Origin of the sequence: Halosimplex rubrum, from assembly GCF_013415885.1 — an archaeon.
GTDB lineage: Archaea > Halobacteriota > Halobacteria > Halobacteriales > Haloarculaceae > Halosimplex > Halosimplex rubrum.
On sequence record NZ_CP058910.1, the window covers coordinates 1,433,649 to 1,454,268 of the forward strand.

General features: G+C 69.7%; 18 protein-coding genes and 1 tRNA gene. 8 read left to right on the forward strand and 11 right to left on the reverse strand.

Going from position 1 to position 20,620, the window contains the following annotated elements; translation table 11 throughout:
* Nucleotides 1-65: 65 nt before the first annotated feature.
* The 8 genes from HZS55_RS07075 to trmY form a co-directional block, all read right to left on the reverse strand.
* Nucleotides 66-764, reverse strand: a complete 699-nt coding sequence (locus tag HZS55_RS07075) for a lipoate--protein ligase family protein (RefSeq protein ID WP_179910999.1) — start codon at nt 762-764, stop codon at nt 66-68.
* Between the two features lie 115 nt (nt 765-879).
* Nucleotides 880-2,028 carry a 7,8-didemethyl-8-hydroxy-5-deazariboflavin synthase subunit CofG gene (gene cofG, locus HZS55_RS07080; RefSeq protein ID WP_179911000.1) on the reverse strand — a complete coding sequence of 383 codons (1,149 nt, stop codon included), beginning with the start codon at nt 2,026-2,028 and terminating at the stop codon, nt 880-882.
* 365 nt (nt 2,029-2,393) lie between these two features.
* Nucleotides 2,394-3,035, reverse strand: coding sequence for a 2-phospho-L-lactate guanylyltransferase (cofC, locus tag HZS55_RS07085; protein ID WP_179911001.1), 642 nt, complete (start codon nt 3,033-3,035; stop codon nt 2,394-2,396).
* Nucleotides 3,036-3,809, reverse strand: a complete 774-nt coding sequence (locus tag HZS55_RS07090) for a hypothetical protein (protein WP_179911002.1) — start codon at nt 3,807-3,809, stop codon at nt 3,036-3,038. It abuts the gene before it with no gap.
* Nucleotides 3,787-4,971 carry a tubulin/FtsZ family protein gene (locus HZS55_RS07095; RefSeq protein ID WP_179911003.1) on the reverse strand — a complete coding sequence of 395 codons (1,185 nt, stop codon included), beginning with the start codon at nt 4,969-4,971 and terminating at the stop codon, nt 3,787-3,789. Before HZS55_RS07095 ends, HZS55_RS07090 begins: the two co-directional genes overlap by 23 nt.
* A 267-nt stretch (nt 4,972-5,238) precedes the next feature.
* Nucleotides 5,239-6,192, reverse strand: coding sequence for a complex I NDUFA9 subunit family protein (locus HZS55_RS07100; protein ID WP_179911004.1), 954 nt, complete (start codon nt 6,190-6,192; stop codon nt 5,239-5,241).
* 112 nt (nt 6,193-6,304) lie between these two features.
* Nucleotides 6,305-6,377, reverse strand: a tRNA-Pro gene (locus HZS55_RS07105).
* A 101-nt stretch (nt 6,378-6,478) separates the two neighbouring features.
* The gene (trmY, locus tag HZS55_RS07110) at nt 6,479-7,075 is read right to left on the reverse strand and encodes a tRNA (pseudouridine(54)-N(1))-methyltransferase TrmY (RefSeq protein ID WP_179911005.1); all 597 of its coding nucleotides are present in this window, start codon (nt 7,073-7,075) and stop codon (nt 6,479-6,481) included.
* 126 nt (nt 7,076-7,201) lie between these two features.
* Between trmY and HZS55_RS07115 the strand changes: the two genes are divergently transcribed.
* Complete coding sequence (locus tag HZS55_RS07115; RefSeq protein WP_179911006.1) at nt 7,202-7,705, forward strand: hypothetical protein; 504 nt, start codon at nt 7,202-7,204, stop codon at nt 7,703-7,705.
* The gene (locus HZS55_RS07120; RefSeq protein WP_179911007.1) at nt 7,698-8,201 is read left to right on the forward strand and encodes a hypothetical protein; all 504 of its coding nucleotides are present in this window, start codon (nt 7,698-7,700) and stop codon (nt 8,199-8,201) included. Before HZS55_RS07115 ends, HZS55_RS07120 begins: the two co-directional genes overlap by 8 nt.
* A gap of 42 nt (nt 8,202-8,243) precedes the next feature.
* On the opposite strand, the gene aglM is transcribed toward HZS55_RS07120, so the two are convergent.
* Complete coding sequence (gene aglM, locus HZS55_RS07125) at nt 8,244-9,542, reverse strand: UDP-glucose 6-dehydrogenase AglM (RefSeq protein WP_179911008.1); 1,299 nt, start codon at nt 9,540-9,542, stop codon at nt 8,244-8,246.
* A gap of 675 nt (nt 9,543-10,217) precedes the next feature.
* On the opposite strand from aglM, the gene HZS55_RS07130 reads away from it, so the two are divergent.
* The 4 genes from HZS55_RS07130 (at nt 10,218) to yciH (ending at nt 14,959) form a co-directional block, all read left to right on the forward strand.
* Nucleotides 10,218-11,186, forward strand: coding sequence for an AAA family ATPase (locus HZS55_RS07130; protein WP_179911009.1), 969 nt, complete (start codon nt 10,218-10,220; stop codon nt 11,184-11,186).
* Nucleotides 11,186-12,205 carry a DUF58 domain-containing protein gene (locus HZS55_RS07135; protein ID WP_179911010.1) on the forward strand — a complete coding sequence of 340 codons (1,020 nt, stop codon included), beginning with the start codon at nt 11,186-11,188 and terminating at the stop codon, nt 12,203-12,205. The genes HZS55_RS07130 and HZS55_RS07135 overlap by 1 nt, the downstream gene beginning before the upstream one ends.
* Nucleotides 12,202-14,466 carry a transglutaminase TgpA family protein gene (locus HZS55_RS07140; protein WP_179911011.1) on the forward strand — a complete coding sequence of 755 codons (2,265 nt, stop codon included), beginning with the start codon at nt 12,202-12,204 and terminating at the stop codon, nt 14,464-14,466. The genes HZS55_RS07135 and HZS55_RS07140 overlap by 4 nt, the downstream gene beginning before the upstream one ends.
* 199 nt (nt 14,467-14,665) lie before the next feature.
* Complete coding sequence (yciH, locus tag HZS55_RS07145) at nt 14,666-14,959, forward strand: stress response translation initiation inhibitor YciH (RefSeq protein WP_179911012.1); 294 nt, start codon at nt 14,666-14,668, stop codon at nt 14,957-14,959.
* 356 nt (nt 14,960-15,315) lie between these two features.
* Here the strand turns inward: yciH and HZS55_RS07150 are convergent, their stop codons facing one another.
* On the reverse strand, nt 15,316-16,185 hold the full coding sequence (locus HZS55_RS07150) for a hypothetical protein (protein WP_179911013.1): 870 nt from the start codon (nt 16,183-16,185) through the stop codon (nt 15,316-15,318).
* A gap of 232 nt (nt 16,186-16,417) precedes the next feature.
* Nucleotides 16,418-17,035, reverse strand: coding sequence for a GTP-binding protein EngB (engB, locus tag HZS55_RS07155; RefSeq protein WP_179911014.1), 618 nt, complete (start codon nt 17,033-17,035; stop codon nt 16,418-16,420).
* Nucleotides 17,036-17,156: 121 nt separating this feature from the next.
* Here engB and HZS55_RS07160 point away from each other — a divergent pair, with 121 nt between their 5' ends.
* Nucleotides 17,157-18,896, forward strand: coding sequence for an LVIVD repeat-containing protein (locus HZS55_RS07160; protein ID WP_179911015.1), 1,740 nt, complete (start codon nt 17,157-17,159; stop codon nt 18,894-18,896).
* A gap of 59 nt (nt 18,897-18,955) precedes the next feature.
* The gene (locus tag HZS55_RS07165) at nt 18,956-20,617 is read left to right on the forward strand and encodes an LVIVD repeat-containing protein (RefSeq protein WP_179911016.1); all 1,662 of its coding nucleotides are present in this window, start codon (nt 18,956-18,958) and stop codon (nt 20,615-20,617) included.
* Nucleotides 20,618-20,620 lie beyond the last annotated feature (3 nt).

Here is a 20,620-nt window from a genome sequence, read left to right on the forward strand (position 1 = left end):
CCCGGTACCCTAAGTTCCGTGGTTTTCTGCAGGCCGACTGGCACGCATTCGACGGTAAGCGGAGCTTAGCCCACCCGTTGGACCGACGCGTCCCCCGCCGCGTCGCCGACGAGCGCCCCCGCGACCGCATCGACGACCGCGTCCGGATCGGTCCGGCCGCCCGCCCGCGCGACACTCCCGACCGTCCCGGGGTCGAACGGTACGTCCAGCGCCGCGTAGACCGGGTCGAGCACCGACGCTATCGCCGCGTGGTCGCGGACGACCAGCACGCCCGCGACGACGGCCGCGTCGGCGCGCACCCGCTGGGCCAGGCCGGCGAGCTTCCGCGACCGCCCGCCGCAGTCGGCCCGGACCGAATGGGTCCCCGGGCAGAACGAGTCGGGGGGTTCGCCCTCGCGAGCGTCGGCGCCCAGCGAACCCAGGGCGTCGAGCAGGTCGGCCGTCGCCGCGTCGTAGCGAACCCGGAGTCCCGAGCGCGAGTCCGCTACCGGCGTCACGCGCGCGAACGCGACCGTCGCCCCCGTGTAGGCGACGGCGCGGCCGCCGACTTCGCGCTCGACCGGCGGAAACCCGCGCTCGTCGGCGAGTTCGCGAGCGCGGTCGTACCCCTCGACGCGAGCGTCGCGGCGACCGAACGCGACCTGCGGGTGGGGCCGCCAGACCCGCACCGCGGGCTCGCGGTCGGCGGCGACGCGCTCGACGACTCGGTCGGAGACCGCGCGGTCGGCTTCGATGGAGTCCCCCCGCCCGCGGTAGACGCGCATACCTCGACTTCGGGGCAGTATCGGCAAAACGGTCCCGGTCGTCGCTCCCGACTCACCGGCGTGGGCGTCCCGTTCACCGGCGTGGGCGTTCCCTTCACCGGGCGAGGGGCGGCTTTCAGTCCGCGGCCTCGCCCGACAGCACCGACCGATAGCGCCGCCCGGCGTCGTCGTCCGCGCCGATGGCGTCGGCGATCCGCGCGGAGACCCAGCGGTCGGCCTCGGCGGGCGGGGCGGCCGGCTCGACCCCCGCCGACCGGCGCTCGGCGGGAAGGAATCGCTCGTAGACCGGGAGCCGCTCGGTGAGCGGGACGCCAGCGTACTCGGCGATGTCTTCGAGTTCGCGCAGTGCGGGCCACTCGTACTCGGGGTTGATGTGGTCGTCGGTGACCGGAGAGACGCCGCCGAGGTCGTCGACGCCGCACTCTATCACGTCGCGGACGGGCGCGAGGTTGGGGGGAACCTGTACCGACACCTCCTCCGGGAGGGCGGAGCGAGCCATCGCGACCGCGCGGCGAAGCGTCTCGACGCCGGGCGAGCCGTCCGTCCAGCGCTCGTTCTCCCGGACGGGCTGGACGATCACCTCCTGGACGTGGTCGTAGCGCTCGTGCAACTCCCGGATGGCCAGCAGGCTCTCGGCGCGGTCCGCCCAGTCCTCGCCGATGCCGACGAGGATGCCCGTCGTGAACGGGACCCCGAGCTCGCCGGCGGTCCGGATGGTGTGCAGGCGCTGGCCCGGCGACTTGGCCCGAGGCCCGCCGTGGGCCTGCACGTCGGCGGTGGTCTCGAGCATCACGCCCATGCTGGCGTTGACGTCGGCGACGGTGGCCAACTGCTCGCGCGTCTGGTCGCCGGGGTTGGCGTGGGGGAGCAGCCCCTCCTCTAAGGCGATCTCGCAGACCTCCCGGAGGTAGGTGTGGACGGAGTCGTGGCCCCACTCGGCGAGCTGGTCGTGGATAGCGGTGTAGCGGTCGTCGGGGTCGTCGCCGAAGGTAAAGAGCGCCTCCGTACAGCCGGCGTCGGCGCCGCGGCGGACGACCTCGCGCACGTCCTCGGGGGACATGAGTTCGGCCTGGCCGGGCGGGTCGTAGTAGGTGCAGTAGGTGCAGGTGTACCGGCAGGCGGTCGTCAGCGGGACGAACACGTTGCGGGCGAAGGTGAGTTCGTCGGCCGCCGTCACGTCGCCGGGGGCGACCGCGAGCAGGCGCTCGACGGCCGCGGGGTCGGGGTCGACGGCCACGTCGTACTCGTCGGCGCCGGGGATCACACTCCCCCGTCCACGTCCGACCGGCAAAGCGTTGACGCTCCCGGAGACGCGCGTGCGGGGCCGCGGTGGACCTCGGCCCGTCGCGACCCGTCGACGCCGGGCGGACCGCCGCCGAACGCGCGGGCGACGGGGGGCCAGCGGGGGGAAGGGCCCGCCGAACCGCGGTGAACAATGGACGGCCGACGGCGGGCCCGGCGGGCCGCCGGCCGCGAGACGGCCGACCGTGTCCCAGGCGAGAGTGGGAGCGACACTGGCGACACGGTCCGGGTGCCGGCGCGGGACGTGACCCGTCGGCACGGGATCGGCCCGTGCGTGTGAAACGTTGTCTCACCGCATGAAAACCGTTGTCCGAATTTCGTTCGGGATCAGCCCGAACTCCGTTCGACATCGACCCGGCCGTCGGCCGCGACGACCGAAACCCCCGCCTCGGCCAGCCACGCGGGCGCCTCGCCCTCGCCGTGGAGCAACACCTCGACGAGATCGGCCGGCTCGTCGACGTCCGCCGCGAGCCGGAACGAGTCGACGTGTGCGAGCGACAGGTCGGCGTCCCGCGCGATCCGTCGGTGGTCCCGAACCGACGCGCCGTGGTAGTCGACGCGGAACGCCGGGTCCCGCACGACGAGGGCGTTCGTCCCGCCGCCGCGGCCGGGCGCGACCACCACGTCCGCGTCGGGCCCGAACAGCCGCGCGAGCGCCTCGGGCGTGGCGAGCGCCAGGTCCGCCATGACGACCGCGACCGGGTCGTCGCCGCCGCTCGCGGGCAGGCGGTCGTTCACGGCGCTGGTGAGCGGCCGGTCGTCGACGGCGACCGAGACCTCGCAGTCGATCGGTGCCGTCGAGAGGACGAGCGGGTCGACCGAGACGGCGCGCTCACGGTCAAGCGTCGAGAGAACGGAGAGCACGTCGCCCAGCATCGCCCGCGCGAAGGCGGCCCGCTCGGCCTCGCCGAGGACCGGTGCGAGGCGGGTCTTGGGCCGCTCGGGAGCGAACGGGACGACGACGCGCATCTACTGCAGCTTCGTCGGTTCGTCCTGGTTGGAGCGCCAGTAGTAGATCCCGCCGCCGATCAGGGCCAGAACCACGAGCGCACCGACGCCCATCAGGATGGTCTGGTTGCGCTGGGCGGACTGCTGGGCCTGTTCGGCCTGGGACTGGGCGTCGCCGGCCAGCGACTCGGCGTTGCCGAAGTTCCCGTTCTCGTAGGCGGAGATAGCCCGGTCGCGCTGCTCCTCGGCCTGGTCGTTCCCGCCGCTCTCGTTGATCGCGGCGTTCGCGTCGTCGATGGCCTCTCGGGCGTCCTTGCTCGCGTTCGTGTAGTGGTGAACGGAGGTCTCGTTCAGGTCGCTCGTCGAGCTCCCCTGAACCGTGTCGAAGTCGTAGAGCGTGTACGTCTCGACGGGCTCATACGTGTAGTTCTCTATCGCGGGGGTGTCACCGGTGAGCTCGATCTCCACGGTGTCTCCGCCGTTACTGGCGTTGAGCGCCTGTTCGAACGACTGTTCACCGTAGCTCGCCTGGTCGACCTCCTCGCCTTGCTGGAGGACGGTCACCGTCCAGCTGACGTTGGTGAGTTCGGTACTCCCCCGGAGCGCCCACTGGTCGTTCATGTCGACGAACGGGTCCTCGACGGTCACCGTCGTCGTCACCGTCTCGCCGACCTGCGACTCGTCGGGAACCTCCCCCGGAGAAACCGAGATAGCCCCGGCTGTCCCCACTGCAACGAGCGAGAGGGCGAGCAATGCGACCAGAGCGGCGCTCTTAGAAGAGCGGATCCAGCTCATCTTCGTCATCTTCCACCAACTCCTCTAAGTTCTCTTCGCTTTGCTGCCGGATGTCGTCGATGTTGTCCTGAGCCTCGATGGCGACCTGCTGTAGCTCCTTGATCCGCGGGACGTTGTGGACGCCCGACAGCAGGATCGACGCCGCCACGTTGTTCTCGCGGACGGGGTAGTCCCCGCCGCGGACCTCCATCGAACCGGTCTGCTCCTCGAGCCACTTGCGACCGCGTTCGATGCCTTTCCGGTTGAGGTGGTTCGACGGACCGCTCATCACGAGCAGCGCCCGCTCGGCGCCGTCGATCTCGCAGGGCAGGGTCAGCCGCCCCAGCGCCGCCTTCCGGACCAGCGACGTGATCCGGTTGGTGGTGTTGGCGGTGTCCATCCCGCTGTCGTCGAGGCCGTCGTCGTCGCCCTTGAACCGCGAGAGCAACCCGCCCGAATCCTGCTCCTCGACGGTCTCGGCGGCGTACCCCACGGTGGAGACGCCGCCGCCCGAGAGCGTGTTGATGATCTCCGACGAGTCGACGACCGACTCGGCGACCTCGTCGCCGGAGCCGACCTCGCCGGCGCCGAACAGCACGCCGAACCGCCGGACGATCTCGTCGTTGATCTGCTCGTAACCGCCCTCCATCGACTCGCCGGACTTGCGCCAGGCGTCGTTGTCGAACACGAGCAGGTTGTCGACCTCGCGGACGAACGTCTGGAACGACCGCGCGGCGTTGAGCGTGTAGATGCCCCCTTCGTCGCCGCCGGGCAACACGCCGAGGCCGTACACCGGCTCGGTGTAGATCCGCTTGAGATGCTTCGCGAGGACCGGCGAACCGCCGGAACCGGTTCCGCCACCGAGCCCCGCCACGATCATGAACGCGTCGATCTCGTGGACGGGGATGTTGTCGATGGCCCCCTGCACCTCGTCGATGTCTTCCTCGGCGATCTCCGCGCCGAGCTCGTTGTCGGCCCCGACGCCGTGACCTTTCACGCGCGCCTGACCGATCAGTACTCGATTCTCCTCCGGAATCCGTTCTAGCCCGAGCAGGTCCGCTTTCGCTGTGTTGACCGCGACTGCAGAGCGGACGATCCCGCTCTGCGTTGCCTCGTCGTATTCGAGGAACTTGTCGACGATCTTCCCGCCGGCCTGCCCGAAGCCGATCATCGCCAGTTTCATAGCTGCCGTTACCGTTGAGAAATAAACAATCCCAACGCGGATATAAGCTTTTTGTCCGGGTATCGAACCTGAAATTGTCACGTGAGTAACTGATCGCGGCGAAACCGCGAGACTGCGCGCTGATAAGCTGTTCTTTCCGCGGTGAGGCGGGTATCGAACGATAGCCGGCCCCGATCCGTGATTGAAGTGGACACACGTCACCGGCGGTCGGCAGGAAAGCGGTCGATACTGTCGCGTAGCGCGTCGATACTCGGGCGAACTCGCCTCTCAGGCGAGGCCCAGATACGATCGGAACGTCGTCAGCTCCGACGCGTCGGCGCCGAAGGCGCCCACGTCGTTGCGGTCGGTCGTGTTGTCCAGCCGCAACGACCGGACCTGATCCCTGCCCATCGGGAACCCGACGCTCCCGAGCACGGTGAGCCCGACGTTCGCCAGCGCCATCGGCAGGGGGACGATGGAGACGGATTTGCCCTCCGAGTCGTAGACGAGTTCGGTCACCTCACGGAGCGTCAGCACGTCCGGGCCGCCGATCTCGTAGGTCTCGCCGACGTGGTCGTCGCCTTCGACCGCGTCATCGGAACTCTCCGAGTTCCGATTGCTCGTCGGACTCGGTCCGACGGCGTCGGCTATCATCGGAACGAACTCTCCGACCCAGATGGGCTGGAAACGCGTCTGTTTCCCCCCGCCGGGCAGCGGGTACACCGGCACGCCCGGCGCGAACCACGACTTTAGCTTCTTGGTGAACTCGACGAACTCCCCGCCCTCACCGAAGATGATCGACGGCCGGAAGATCACCCACTCGCGGTCCGAATCGCGGACGAGTTCCTCCGCTCGCCCCTTCGCCCGCAGGTAGTGGGTCGGCCCGTCGGAATCGGCGCCCAGCGCGCTCTGGTGGACGAACCGCTCGACGCCGTGTTCCTCCGCGGCGCGCAGGCAGTTCTCCGCCCCGCCGCGGTGGACGCGGTCGTGCATCTCGTCGCCCCCCTTCGGCTTGAACAGCGGCGACAGCGCCACGAGGTAGACGACCGCGTCTTTCCCCTCGAAGGCGCCCTCGATGCTGTCGTAGTCGGTCACGTCGCCCGCGTACGTCTCCACGGCCGCCGGCAGCCCCTCGCCGTCGGGACTCCGCGAGAGCACCGTCACGTCGTGTCCCCGCTCGACCAGTTCCTCGCTCAGATGCGTCCCGACGAATCCGCTCCCGCCGACGACGAGTACGTTCATGTCAGAACTATTCGAGGCCATCCCCCTAAACGTTCCCGCCCAACTGGTCGTGTACTGCGCCGGGACGTGCGACGGACGCGGCCGCCGCTCCGGGAGTGAGAGGGTGGAAAAGTGGGCCGGCGCGAATTCGAATCGCGGTTACGGCCACCCGAAGGCCGAAGGATACCAAGCTACCCCACCGGCCCGTGCTGGTAGCACTTGTACGGAGACGCCGGCCGTTTTTAACAGTTCCGAAGCGCGCTCATCCCGGGACGGCGACCGGGGCCGGTCTCACCCGACGGACGGCTCAGTACTCGGTGAAGCCGTCGGTGTCGAGGTAGTTGTGCGCGACGGTGATCGCGTGGTCGGCGTGCAGCGCCTCGGGACCGAGCCGCACCCGCCGGTCGGCCGTGTCGGCCAGCAGGTCGGCCTCCCGGTCGGTGAAATCGCGGTGGTCCGAGAGGACGAAGACGGGGTCGCTCGGCGGCTCGGCGTCGACGACGGGGTCGCCGTCCTCGTGGAGCTGGACGACGGTGCCGTCGCGGGCGGCGGCGTCGAGCGTCGGTTCGAAGCCCCGGCGGGTGAGCGAGACGCCGGGGGAGGTCTCGACGGGCTGGTGGCCGATGGCCTCCTGGCGCTCGTCGAGCGCGCCGCGGACGAGGGCGGCGGTCGAGCGCTCGTCGGGGTTGAGCCGGCGCAGCTCGCGGCCGTCGAAGGTGACGGTGAGCTCGTCGGCGAGGACGAGGTGGACGCGGACGGCGTCGCGAATGTCGTGCGAGAGGAAGAAGGCGGCGGTGACGCAGCGACAGAGCACGTCGAGGCGGCCGGCGCCGCCGGCGATGTCGTCGAGCGAGAAGTCGGGGGTCGTCGGCGCGTCGTGGCCGAGGACGACGAACTGGCGCATGGGGGAGGTGAGACGCGGTCGCGATATACCTCCGTCGAAGTGCGTCGGCGGTCCCGGAGCGGGTGGTCCCGGGGCGGCCGGCCTCGCCGCGAAACCGTTTTGGCGTCGGCCTCGCGAGACGGGAGCGTGCATCCGCTGGTCCGACTGGTCGGCGTGGTCGCGCTCGTTGGCGTCCTCGGGGGGCTCTGCGTCCACTACGACGCGGCTTCGCCGGCGCACAGCCCGTACCCCGAGACCGAGGACCTCGCCACCGACTACGGGAGGTACGTGGGCGAGGACACGCTGCTGTTCGGGACGGTCCAGCGGGTCGACGCGGCCGCCGACCGGGCGACGATGCGGGTCGACTCTGACGAGGGGAGTTTCGGGCTGACCGTCCACGGGTTCGCCGAGCGCGTCCGGCCCGGCGGGGTCGTTCAGGTGTACGGCACCCTCCGCGAGGGGCGAGCCATCGACGCGTCGACCGTCGCGGTCGTCAATCCCGCGGGCGGGTCGAAGGGGTACAAGTACGCCGCCTCGGCGGTCGGCGCGCTGCTCGTCCTCGGGGTGTTTTTCCGCCGGTGGCGGGTGGACTGGCGATCGATGACCTTCGAGGTGCGATCGGACGAGCGCGAGGTGCGCGCCGATGGCTGACCTGCTGACGCACGTCCTCGCGGCCTACGTGGTCCTGACGGTCGCGAGCTGGCGGGTCGACCGGATCACGCCGCCGCGGGTCGCCGTGGGGATGTGCGGCGGCGCGATCCCGGACCTGGTGAAAGTCGATCTCGTGGTCGACTCGATGGCGGTCGAGCGCGCGCTCGGGCTCCCGTTCACCTGGGGCGCGGTGAGCACGCTGGGCGGCGTCGTCCTGATCGCGGGCGCCATCGCGCTGGCGTTCGGTTCTCGATACAGGCGCCGGGCGTTCGCGTTCCTTCTTGCGGGCGGCTCGCTATCGCTGGTCCTCGACGGACTTCGAGTGTACGCCGACGGGCGCGCGGGACCGTGGCTGTTCCCGGTCACGTGGTGGCGGCCGCCGACGCCGAGTCTCTACGTCACCTCGGACCCGCGAGTGCTGGTCGTCGGTATCGCGGTGGCCGCGCTCGTGTTCGTCGTCGACCGCCGGGTCGAACGCGACGGGAGCGAAAAGTAGCCACCGCGAACGGCGACGGCAAAGCTCGGTGAACGACGGCGCTCACCACGTCAGCCCGACGTACTCGATGCCGTCGCGCCGTTCGACGATGTGGCGCCCGTCGAGGACCAGCGGGGTCGCCATCGCGTCGAACTCCGAATCGAGCGCGGCGAACTCGTCCCAGTCGGTGACCGCGACCGCGGCGCGGGCGCCGTCCAGCGCTTCCGCAGCGCTGTCGGCGTACTCGACCTCGATATCGGGGTAGTGCTCGGCGAAGCTCTCGGTCGCCACGGGGTCGTAGGCGACCACCTCCGCACCGCGCTCCTGCAGTCCCTCGATGACCGGCACCGCCCGCGTCTTCCGAACGTCGTCGGTCCCGGGCTTGAACGAGAGTCCGAGGACGGCGACGCGCTCGCCGGCCACGTCCGCCCGCTCGTCCAGCAGCCCGAGCAGGCGCTCGGGCTGGAGGTCGTTCACCTCGACCGTGGCTTCGAGCATCGGGGGCTCGTAGCCCGCGTCGCGGGCGGCAGCGATGATCGCGTTTACGTCCTTCGGAAAGCAGCTCCCGCCGTAACCGATCCCTGACCGCAGGAATCTCCCGCCGATACGGTCGTCCAAGGCGATGGCGTCGGCGACCTCGTAGGCGTCGACGTCGAACTCCTTGCAGATGTTCCCGATGTCGTTGATCAGCGAGACTTTCGCGGCGAGGAAGCCGTTGTTGGCGTACTTGATCATCTCGGCCTCGCGGAGGCCGGTCTCGACGACGGCGGCGTCGCTCTCCTCGACGAGCGGCGCGAACACGTCGCCGAGCGTGTCGTAGGCCGCGGGTTCGCGGGCGCCGAAGACGACCTTCTGGGGGTCGAGGAAGTCCTCGACGGCGGTGCCCATCCGGAGGAACTCGGGGTTCATCGCGACGTGGAACCCCTCGCCGGCGGTCTCGCCCGAGGCCTCCTCGATAGCCGGTGTGACGACCTCCTCGGTGGAGCCGGGGACGACGGTGCTCTTGACGACGACGAGGTGGTCGCCCTCTTTCTCGGCCAGCGCCTCGCCGAGCGAGGTCGCGCCGGCCTCCATGTAGGCCAGGTCGATGGCGCCGTCGGCCTCGGAGGGGGTCGGCAGCGCGAGGAAGGTCACGTCCGTCTCGCGGACGGCGTCGTAGTCGGTGGTCGCCCGGAGGGTGTCGCCGGCGTGCTCGGCCACGAGGTCGGCGAGACCGGGCTCGTGGATCGGCGATTCGCCGTCGTTGATCGCGGCGACGATATCCTCGTCGACGTCGACGTTCGTCACGTCGTGCCCCAGGTCGGCCAAGCAGGCGGCGACCGTCGTCCCGACGTAGCCGCTGCCCACGATACTGACGTGCATTGACCGATGGGTTGGCCACCCCAGGTCTTCAGGATTCGGATCGGTACGGGACCGCGTTCGGTTCGATGTGCTCGCCGATCGGTGGTTTCTGCGAGGGTCGGTTCGGACGGAACTCGTACGGGAACGGCCGCAGTCGACGGTGAGCGCTAAACGCCCTCGGCGCGCTCGCTCACGGGTCGCTCCGCTCCCGTTCGCGTTGACGAGGGCTCTCGCAGACGACCTCGTACCTCCCCAGCCTCTTGCGATGTCTGCGGGCGACGCTCGGGTCGCCCGCATGGCCCGAGGGAGCTCCGGTCCCTCGCTGCTCGCACGCTGCGCTACTCGTCCCTCGCGCGACTACGTCGCGCCACGAGACCGCGACAGCGCGCGCCGACCGCACCGCTCCCATTCTCAGTTACACTGCGCATTCGGCGCCTGCGGCGTCGGTTCACCGGCCGCGAGCGAACGCAACGAGCGAGTCGGCCGGCCTTTTTCACCCCTGTTTTTGGACTGGGGGGGTCTCCACAGGCGCGCTCTGCGCGCCGAGAAAACCCCCCGGTGGAAAAAGATGGGGAACAAACGTTACTTATCTCCGGCCGTAAGGCACGACACCGAACGTCCCGTGGGATGCTGTCCCACTCCCCCCAGTCGCCGTCGCGTTCCGCGCTCGGCGGCGCGTCGGAGCCGTAGCCACCAATGACAGATACAGACACTCCAGTCTCCGGTCGCCAGGAGAGCACGGTCGAAGACGTAGACGACGCCCAGACGGTGGTCTCGCGGGTCGTCGACAACGTCGAACAGGTGATCGTCGGCCACCACGGCGAGATCGAGCACATCCTCACCGCCCTGCTCGGGCGCGGGCACATCCTGCTGGAGGACGTGCCGGGCGTCGGCAAGACGATGCTCGCCAGGGCCGTCTCCCGGTCGTTCGACGGCTCGTTCAAGCGCGTCCAGTTCACGCCCGACCTGCTGCCCTCGGACGTGACCGGCGTCAACGTCTACAACCAGCAGACCGAGACCTTCGAGTTCCGGCCGGGGCCCGTCTTCGCCAACGTCGTCCTCGGCGACGAGATCAACCGCGCGCCGCCCAAGACCCAGTCGGCGCTGCTTGAGGCCATGGAGGAAGACCAGGTGACCGTCGACGGCGAGACCCACTCGTTGCCCCACCCGTTCACGGTCATCGCGACCCAGAACACCGTCGAGCGCGACCGCACCTACGAGCTGCCGATGGCCGAACTCGACCGGTTCATGAAGAAGCTACAGCTGGGCTACCCGGGTCGCGACGAGGAGACGGAGATGCTGGACCGGATGGTCGGCCACCATCCCATCGACGAACTCACGTCGGTGGCGACGCTGGACGACCTGCGGCGCGCCCGCGAGACGGCCGCGAACGTCACCGTCGAGGAGAGCGTCCGCGCGTACGTGACGCGCCTGTCGCAGTTCACCCGCCGTCACGCCGAACTCGGCGTGAGTCCGCGGGGCGGCCTCGCCGTGTTGCGCGCGGCCCAGGGACGGGCGATCCTGGAGGGACGGGACTACGTCATCCCGGACGACGTCCAGACCGAGGCCGAGGTCGTCTTCCCGCATCGCATCCGGACGAGTACGGACGAGACGACGCCGCGGGCCGTCGTCGAGAACGCGCTCGAATCCGTCCGCGTCGAGTGATGCGGCTGACACGCAGAGGCTACGGCGTCCTGGGCGTGGTCGTCCTCGCGGAGGCGCTGGCGATCACCTACGGCGCCCGGGCGCTCAACGCCATCGCCGCGCCCGCCGTCGTGGTCCTGTTGGCCTCGGCGGTCCAGCTGTGGCGCACGCCGGCGCCGACGGCCGAACGCGACCGCGTCCCGGCGGGCTTCCCCGGCGACAGCCGCGAGGTGACCGTCGACGTCGACGGCGGCGGCGTCGCCGAGATCGAGGAGACGGTCCCCGAGGGGCTCGACGCCGACGGCGCCAGCGCCGAGGCGTCGCTGCCGACGACGTTCGCCTACTCGCTGACCTGTGTCGAGCGAGGTCGGCACACGCTGGGTCCCCTGGAGGTCCGGGTCCGGGACATGCTGGGGCTGGTCGAGCGGGCTACCCAGGCCGGGTCGACGACGCGCGTGCTCGTCTACCCGCCGGTGTACCAGATGGCCGGCCGTGAGGCCATCCTCCGGCACGTCCTCGAGCGCTCGGAGGTCGAGCGCCAGGAGTTCGACTCCATCCGCGAGTACGCGCCGGGCGACCCGCTGCGGGACGTCCACTGGAAGTCGACGGCCAAATCGCCCGACGAGATCTACGTCACCGAGTTCGCCGACAACCGCGTCGAGGACGACGACATCACCGTCGCGGCGGTCGGTGACGCCGGGTCGATCGACGGGATGGCGGCGGCGGTCGCCAGCGTCGCCGTCATGGCGCTGGACGCCGGCCTGGCCGTCGAACTCCGGCTCCCCGACGCCCACGTCCGGCTGGGCCGGGGCGACGGCCACCGCCAGCGGCTGCTCGCCGCGCTCGCCGAGACGGACACCGACTTCACCTCGCCGTTCCAGACGTACGCCCTCGACGACGACGTGCTCGCCGACGCCGACGTGGTGGTCCGGAGCGACGCCGACGGCGTCACCCTCGCCTTCGGCGCCGACGAGCGCGACTTCGAGGCGATCACGGCCAGCCGGGAGAACCCGCTGTCCCCTCGGGGGGTCGGGTCGTGAGCACCGAGACGCGCGCGGCCGACGCCGCGTTCGATCTCGACGACGTCGACCCGGTCAGGGCCGTCGCGCTCGGCGGGATCAGCCTGCTGATCGCGGCGTACGGCTCCGTCTTCTACCGGTTCATCGACGTGACGGGCGAACCCCTGGTGTTCGTGATCCTCGGGGGGGCGACGCTGGGGGCGGCGACGCTGCTCGCCCGGTCGCTGCGGCTGCGGTGGGCGGCGGTCGTCGCGGTCGGACTGCTGGCGACCGGACTGACGCTGTACATCGTCAGCCTGCCGCGCCAGCCGCCGCTGGTCCCGCTCGTGACCGACGCGGTCGCGCTGATGACCGGCCGCTCGCTGCTGCAGGTGACCAACGTCGACCTGTGGGTGCTCGGCGTCGCGCCCGGCCCGCTCTTCCTGACGTGGTATCTCGCCGTGCGCCGGCGCTACGTCGGCGGCGTCGTCGCCGGCGGGGCGACGCTGGGCTTTCTCGTGTTGACCGGCGACGCCTCGAACGTGACGACGCTCGTCGGCGTCGTCGGCGGCATCGTCGCGGTCGCGGTCGGCGACATGGACCGCCGTGGCGACTCCCTGCGAGCGGCCGAGCCGCTGGCGGTCCTGCTGGCGGCGCTCATCCTCCTCTCCGCTGTCGCACCGGTCGTGCCCGCCGGCCCCTCGCGGACCGCCGACACCTGGTCGAGCTTCCAGACCGGCGGCCCGGACGGCGGCACCGTCGAGGCGAACCTCGTCGAGGCCGACAGCCAGCTGGGCATCGCGGGCAACCTCTCGCTGTCGCCGGAGGTGCGGTTCCGCGTCGAGAGCGACACGGAGTCGTACTGGCAGATCGGCAGCTACGACCGCTACACCGGTGACGGCTGGATCCGTACCGGGAGCAGCTACGCCTACAACGGCCGCATTCAGGGGCCGCCGGGCCAGAGTCGGACGGTCGACCAGACCTACACCGCGATCGACGAGATCAGCGTCCTGCCCGCGGCCTGGAAACCCGTCGAGGTCGGCGCGAGCGTGTCCGACCGAGCGCGCGTGACGGACCTCGACGGCCTCGAAATCGACGGGTCGCTGGAGCGCGGCGAGCGCTACAGCGTCACCAGCCGCGTCCCCGTCGCGAGCGCGCGCGACCTGCGGTCGGCCGGCACCGACTACCCCTCGGCCGTCGCCGAGCGGTTCACGCGGCTGCCGTCGAGCACGCCCGACCGCGTCGCCGAGCGGACCGAGCGGATCACCGCTCGCGCCGACAGCCCCTACGCGACCGCTCGGGTCGTCGAGCGGTGGCTGGAGAACAACAAGAACTACTCGCTGGACGTGCAGCGACCCCGCGGGAACGTCGCCAACGAGTTCCTCTTCGAGATGGACGCCGGCTACTGCACCTACTTCGCGACGGCGATGGTAACCATGCTCCGGACCCAGGATATCCCGGCGCGGATGGCCGTCGGCTACACGCCCGGCGAGCGCGTCGCCGAGGACGAGTGGGTCGTCCGCGGCTACGACGCCCACGCCTGGGTCGAGGTGTACTTCCCCGACGCGGGCTGGGTGCGCTTCGACCCGACGCCGGCCGGCCCGAGACAGGCCGCCGAGCAGGGCGAACTCGTCGAGGCCCGCGAGAACAACCGCACCGACGTGGACACGAACGAGACCGGGAGCGGCGAGTGGACGCCGACGCCGACGGCCACGCCCGCGCCGCTCACCCCGCGAGCGGAACAGCCCGTTCAGGAAGCTCCGGGGCAGGTCACCGTCCCCGACCGGATCACCCGTCCCGGCGGCGGCCCAACTGGCAACGTGACCGCCTCGGGTCCCGCGGTCACGCGCCCGCCGACCAACGCGCCCGGGGGCGACGAGGGCGATAGCGGCGAGGGCGGCGACGACGGCGCGGCCGGGCCGTTCGACGGCCGGCCGCCCACCCGCGCGGAGGCGGCGCTGGCGACTATCGTCCTCGTCGGCGCGGTCGTCGCGCTCCGGTGGACGGGCGTCACCGGCCGGATCTACCGGGCGGTGTGGCTGCGCTATCAGCCGACGAAAGACCCTGTCACCGACGCCGAACGGGCCTTCGATCGCCTGGAGTACGTCCTCGGCGAGCGCCATCGCCCGCGCCGCCCCGAGGAGACCCCGCGGCAGTATCTCGCCGCCGTCGGCGCCGACGAACGGGCCGCACAGGTCGCGGCCGTCCGCGAGCGCGCGAAGTACGCCGGCCGGGTCACCCGCGAGGAGGCCGACGAGGCGGTCGACCTGGTCGACGACATGGTCGGCTGGCGCGGCGCCTGAGCCCCGATCCGGCCGCGGCCGGATCGGCGGGCGCCTCCGACCGCCGTGGCGGCGACCGTGGGAAGTCCCGACAGTGTTTAATAGGTCGATTTCGTAGGCGGATGCGTAATGTCGGAAGTCTGCTCGCTGAACAAGGCGAGTACGCCGCACGACCTCAGTCACAGCCCGTCAACCACCGAGACCGGACACGCGGGTCAGTATGTCTGAGGTCTGCTCCACGTGTGGGCTGCCCCAGGAGCTCTGCGTCTGCGAGGACGTGGCCAAGGACTCCCAGGAGATCAGCGTCCACATCGACGAGCGCAGATACGGGAAAGAGGTAACGATCATCGAGGGATTCGACCCGAAGGACGTCGACATGGACAGCCTCTCGTCGGACCTCAAATCGAAGTTCGCCTGCGGGGGCACCGTCGAGGACGGCTCCATCGAGCTCCAGGGCAACCACACTGGACGCGTCGAGGACTTCCTTCGAGACAAGGGATTCAACGTCGCCTGACCACCCTCGTGGCCTCGTGAGCGCGGACGGAACGCTCGTTTTGGCCCGTCTCTCGGGCCCGGTCGTTTCCGACCGGTGAGTCGCCGGTTCGTGGTACGGGCGACGGTGGTCCTGCTTCGATGACAGCACTCGTCTCACCGATCGGCTCAGAGTGCGTATGCAGCATGGCAACCTACGCGAATTGTATCGGTAGTGAAACAACGGAGACAGTTGATCCGACCCTCAGGACATTAAGACGGTTGCTCTGGAAGCAGAATATTTTTGTAGCTCGGCTCCTGTATTTCAGATGAATACGGGAGCAGGCCAACACCACGGTTCCGTGGTGCGTGGTCTGGGAAGGGAAGTGAGGTAGTGGCTCACACCTGTTGACTCCCCAGTCGGTTTCTGGTGTCAATAACGTACTGAGAGATGTCTTCATCGTCAATACGGTTCTCAACAAGAGTTTCAAATTGTTGTTGTGACAGCTCTCCGAGTGCGTCTTCTGATGGGCGGTGTCCTGTCAGCCACGCCGCCACCTTCGACTCAAACGTGTTCTTCTGAGCGACGCCTTTCGGAGCCAGTTGATAAATGCGGTCCTCAAAATCAACGGACGGGACAGACCGTGAGCTATCGAAACGCTGAACCTTTTCTAATTGTTCAACTGCGTTCCCCTGTTCTATTCGATGGCGAAATACGTTGCAAGCGCAATCCGCCACAGTGACTTCAGGGTACGTTCTGTCGCCTTTTTCAAGGGTAGCGAAAGCGATGTTGACGTTGTTCTGGTCCTCGAAGTAGTCGTCGAGTATCTCCGATCGAGAGCGTAGGATGTTCTGTTTTCCCCCGAAGTTTGAGACACGACCATCCAGTATGACGAGACAGTTTGTCGTGTCGCCGTCGTGTGAGACTCCTGCTGGGACGACTTCTTTTACCGCTTCGACGGCCATGAGTGCCCGCTGGCCGCGATTAGGTGATCCCCAAGCTGCTCGCGCTCGGGACGGTATCTCAGTTTGCTTAAAGAATCTGTAGATGTCACTGATATCCAAGTCCGTCGATTTTTGTATCCAGGGCTCAGCACCGACATTGAGCAGTTTCTTCACGATCTGGACTGACTGTTCTCTGTCGATGAATGAGGCGCTTACAACAGTCGGTATTCTGTCTTCGTGTATTCCCGTTTCGTCGATTGCAATTACCGACTCAAACGCCTGTCCTGGATCTGTCGTCTCGGACAATTTGACAGGCGTGATCACAGTATATGCCGGTGTGCCCCCAGTATAAACCTTCCACTCTGGAGGTTTTGTAGCCGGTCGCTATCTGGACGGTCAGAGGGCTGCCAAACTATGGCCCGTTAAGCCAAGACGCCACGGTAAAGAAGCGGTGGGGTTCGGCAGGGAAATGAGTTGGTGCTGCCGTTGTGATGAACTCAGCCTCTGCACTGAGCATCCGCGCGCCTGCGGGGAACCCGTGTGGCAAAAGATGGCCTCAGAAGAACTGGAAGAGGTCGTCGCGCTCGGCTTCGTGGAGGTGGTGGCGGACGGCTTCGGTCATGGGTTCGATGGAGCCCCGTTTGGCGGAGATGGGGGCGATGGTATCCTGCCACTGCTTCCAGGGGGGGTAGAGGCCGAGGCGGTCGCAGAGCTCGTTCAGTCGTTCGTCGCGGTCGTCGACCTTGTCCATCTTGTTGACGGCGACGACGACGGGCACGTCCACGTCGCGGAGGAAGTGGAACATCTCCACGTCGTAGGGGACCTCGTCGGGGCCCGAGTGGCGGTCGATGATGTCGACGGCGGCCTTGCCGTCGACGACGAGGACGGCGGCCAGGATCTTCTCGGCGTTGTCCTCGATGTAGCGGACGATGTCGGTCTTGGTCTGCTCGCGCACGTCCTCGGGGACGCCTTCCATGAAGCCGAAACCGGGGAGGTCGGTGATGACGAAGTCCTCGCCGGCCCAGTCGAAGTGGTTGGGCGAGCGGGTGACGCCCGGTCGCTGGCCGGTGTCGAAGGTGTGGCCGGTGAGCTCGCGCATGAGCGTCGACTTGCCCACGTTGGACCGACCGACGAGGGCGACCTCGGCGTCTCGGTCCGGGCGTGACTCGAACATGGAAGGTCGTACAGTGCGGGGGTGGAAAAGGGGCGCGTTCGCGCCCGGCGGGCCGGCCGGCCGTCGCGAAGGGGCGAAAAATCAGCAAGCCTAAACGACAGCCGTCCGGAGAGTGAGGCGTATGCGCCGCCGTGAATACCTCCGTTCCGCAGTCGGCGCTGCCGGTCTCGCAGGGATCGCAGGGAGCGCCCTGACCGCCGCCGGCAGCGACGACGACGCATCGCCCTCCTCTCAGACGACCGCGACGCCGACCGCCACCGCCGAGACGGCCGGGACCGGGACGGCGAGTGGCACCGACGCCGGCGACGGCTACGGCCCGCTGGCCAGCTTCGACGTGTCCAACGACCAGACCGGGTTCCAGACCACCGAGGCGGTGATGGAGCCCTCCGGTCGGTACGCCTTCGCCTCGCGGGTCGACGGCTTCTACGTCGTCGACTGCGCCGACCCCGAAAACCCCGAGGTAGTCGGTACCTACACCGGGATCACCGCGTCGGGCGGCCGCGCAATCACTGGGTTTTACGACATCAAGTACAACCGGGGCCGGCTGATGCTGGCGACCTCGCGGGCGGCCGGCGGGTTCCGCGGCATCGCCATCTACGACGTGAGCGACCCGACGGACCCGCGGCCGATGAAGACCTACGAGACGACCTACACCATCCACAACTCCGACTTCCACGGGGAGTACGCCTACCTGACGACCGGTCGCGAGCTCGACATCGTCCACGTGGCTCCCGACGAGCCCGAGTCGGTCGCGCGGTGGTCCCCCGCCGAGTACGACGCGGGCTACGGGGAACTGTCCGGCAACCTGGTGAACCTCCACGACATGTACGTCCAGGACGGGCGCGCGTACCTGGCGTACTGGGACGCCGGGGCGTGGATCCTCGACGTGAGCGACCCCGCGAACCCGTCGTACGTCGGTCACGGTGCCGAGTACTCCCTGTCGGAGCTCCAGGAGGTCAGCGGGGCCGAAGCGATCGAGTACGCGCTCGAACCGGAGGGCAACGCACACTACGTTCAGCCCGACGACGACGGCGACCTGCTCGCCGTCGGCGGGGAGAGCTGGAACGTCGAGGGCGGGGTCGAAGACGACGAACCCGAAGACGAGGACATCGGCGGGCCGAGCGGGATCATCCTCTACGACATCTCCGACGCCGCCAGCCCCGAACGGCTGACGGAGATCGAGCCACCCCAGCCGCCCGAGGGCGAGACCGCCCGCCGAAACGGCGGCTACTACACCACCTCGCACAACTTCGAGATCGTCGGCGACTACCTCTACTCGTCGTGGTACCGCGGCGGTGTGAAGGTCCACGATATCTCCGACCCGGCCAGTCCCGAACAGCTGGCCCACTACGAGAACGGCGACCGGGCGAGCTTCTGGACCGCACGGGTCGGCGTCCCCGGCGACTTCTTCATCGCGACGAGCTACGTCCACCCGACCGAGCAGGGCGGCCCGGGCGCGTTCTACACGTTCCCGGACCCTTCCGACAACGCGGCGACGGTGACGCCCTCCGGCGCCGAAGTCGACCTGCCGACGGCGACGGCCGACCCCGTCGAGACGACGGCGTCGACCGGGACCGCGACGCCGACCGATACGCCCGCGGGCTCGCCGACGGCGACCGCGACCCCGACGGATTCGCCGACGCCGACCGACTCGCCGACCGCGACGAGCGGGATGGCCGGCGAGACCGCGACGGCGACGGCCGGCGGGGCCGCGGACGCCACCGACACGGCGACGGACGGGTCGACCGGCGGGGCCACCGACACCACCAGCGGCGACGGTCCCGGCCTGGGCGTGCTGTCCGGGCTGGCCGCGCTGGGCATCGGCGCCTGGCGGCTCGGCGACCGCGACGACGACGCGTGAACGCGTCGGTCCCGGCACCCACCGGGAAACTGATACCCGTCGACCGCTAGACCGGGGACGTGCATCGACGCCAGTTCCTCCGGGCGGTCGCGGGGACCGCCGGCCTCTCGACCGTCGCCGCCCTGACGGCCCGCGAGGGCGACGCTCGCCCGTCGTCGCGAGCGGGCGCCGCCGGGGACGCGACCACCGCGAGCGCCGACCCGACCGCGACGGTGACGCCGTCCGGGACGCCGACGCCCACCCCCACGGAAGCGGTCGCGACGCCCACCGCCGGCTACGAACCGCTCGGCAGCGTCGCGGTCGAGGGCGCGACGGGGGCGGTCCTGACCCCCGACGGAGGGACGGCGTTCGTCGCGGTCGGCGACGGGTTCGCCGTCCTCGACCTGCGCGACCCCGCGAACCCGACGGTCGTCGCGAGCGAACGGGAGATCTCGCCGCCGGGGACGACCCAGACGATGGGCGGCATCCGGGACGTGAAGTACGACGACGGGCGCCTGCTCGTCGCCGGTCCCGCGGGTTACGACCCCGGCAGCTTCTACGGCGTCGCGCTGTTCGACGTGAGCGAGCCCGCCGACCCCGCGTTCCTGCGGGCCTACGAGACGGCCTACCCGGTCCACAACTGCGACCTCGCGGGCGAGTACGCCTACCTCACTCGGAGCGACCGCGACGCCAACCCGCTGCTCGTCGTGGACGTGGGCCGCGCGGAGCCCCGCGAGGTCGCCCGCTGGTCGGTGCTGGACCACGACCCGGTCTGGGAGACGGTCCCCGGGCAGTTGCGGACGCTCCACGACGCGTTCGTCCGCGACGGCTTCGCCTTCCTCGCGTACTGGGACGCCGGAACGTGGGTCCTCGACGTGTCCGACCCCGCCGACCCAGAGTACGTCGCGGACGTGCGCGAGCGCGACCCCGAGACGCTGGCCGAACTCGACGGGCTGGCGGTCGCCCGCGAGCGCTCGGAACCGCCCGGCAACGACCACTACGCCGCGACCGATCCGGATAGCTCGCTGCTCGCGGTCGGCAAGGAGAGCTGGAACTCCAACTTCGGGAAGGAGGGCACCACACCGGGCCCCGACGATCCCGGCGGCCCGAGCGGGGTCGCCATCTACGACATCGACGACCCCCGTTCGCCCGAGCACCTGTCGACCATCGACCCGCCGCCGACGGCGGATTCCAATATCAACGGCGTCCGGACGACCGCGCACAACTTCGAACTGGCCGCGGGCCACCTGTACTCGTCGTGGTACCGCGGCGGCGTCGCCGTCCACGACCTGTCGGACCCGGCCGAACCCGAGCGCGTGCGGTACTTCCGGCGGTCGTCGTCGACGAGTTTCTGGACGGCCCGGCTCGCGGCGCCCGGCGAGGCGGTCGTCGCCACCAGTTTCGAGGACCCGTCCGACCTCGACGCGCCCGCGAGGGTCTACACGTTCCCCGACGTGGCCCGAGCGACGCCGACGCCCGCTCCCGGGCCGACCGACGCGACTACCGTCCCGACCGAGTCGGGCGGGCGACCGGCGACCGACGCGGGCGACGGGAGCGGGAACGACGGCGGTGACGGGAGCGGGACCGACGCGACCGAACCGGCGGGCGGGACCGGCGCGACCGAACCGGCGGGCGCGACCGCCGGCGACGGCCCGGGGTTCGGTCCCGCCGCGGCGCTGGCGGGGCTCGGAATCGGTGCGTGGCGACTGCTGGACGGGAGCGCGGGCGAGAACGAGGAGTAGTCG

Coding starts and splice junctions, on each gene's coding strand:
- HZS55_RS07075 (WP_179910999.1), bottom strand. CDS start 764: ATGCGCGTCTACCGCGGGCGGGGGGACTCCATCGAAGCCGACCGCGCG.
- HZS55_RS07130 (WP_179911009.1), top strand. CDS start 10,218: ATGACAGATACAGACACTCCAGTCTCCGGTCGCCAGGAGAGCACGGTC.
- HZS55_RS07120 (WP_179911007.1), top strand. CDS start 7,698: ATGGCTGACCTGCTGACGCACGTCCTCGCGGCCTACGTGGTCCTGACG.
- HZS55_RS07100 (WP_179911004.1), bottom strand. CDS start 6,192: ATGAACGTACTCGTCGTCGGCGGGAGCGGATTCGTCGGGACGCATCTG.
- HZS55_RS07160 (WP_179911015.1), top strand. CDS start 17,157: ATGCGCCGCCGTGAATACCTCCGTTCCGCAGTCGGCGCTGCCGGTCTC.
- HZS55_RS07135 (WP_179911010.1), top strand. CDS start 11,186: ATGCGGCTGACACGCAGAGGCTACGGCGTCCTGGGCGTGGTCGTCCTC.
- HZS55_RS07095 (WP_179911003.1), bottom strand. CDS start 4,971: ATGAAACTGGCGATGATCGGCTTCGGGCAGGCCGGCGGGAAGATCGTC.
- trmY (WP_179911005.1), bottom strand. CDS start 7,075: ATGCGCCAGTTCGTCGTCCTCGGCCACGACGCGCCGACGACCCCCGAC.
- cofC (WP_179911001.1), bottom strand. CDS start 3,035: ATGCGCGTCGTCGTCCCGTTCGCTCCCGAGCGGCCCAAGACCCGCCTC.
- yciH (WP_179911012.1), top strand. CDS start 14,666: ATGTCTGAGGTCTGCTCCACGTGTGGGCTGCCCCAGGAGCTCTGCGTC.
- aglM (WP_179911008.1), bottom strand. CDS start 9,542: ATGCACGTCAGTATCGTGGGCAGCGGCTACGTCGGGACGACGGTCGCC.
- engB (WP_179911014.1), bottom strand. CDS start 17,035: ATGTTCGAGTCACGCCCGGACCGAGACGCCGAGGTCGCCCTCGTCGGT.
- HZS55_RS07090 (WP_179911002.1), bottom strand. CDS start 3,809: ATGAGCTGGATCCGCTCTTCTAAGAGCGCCGCTCTGGTCGCATTGCTC.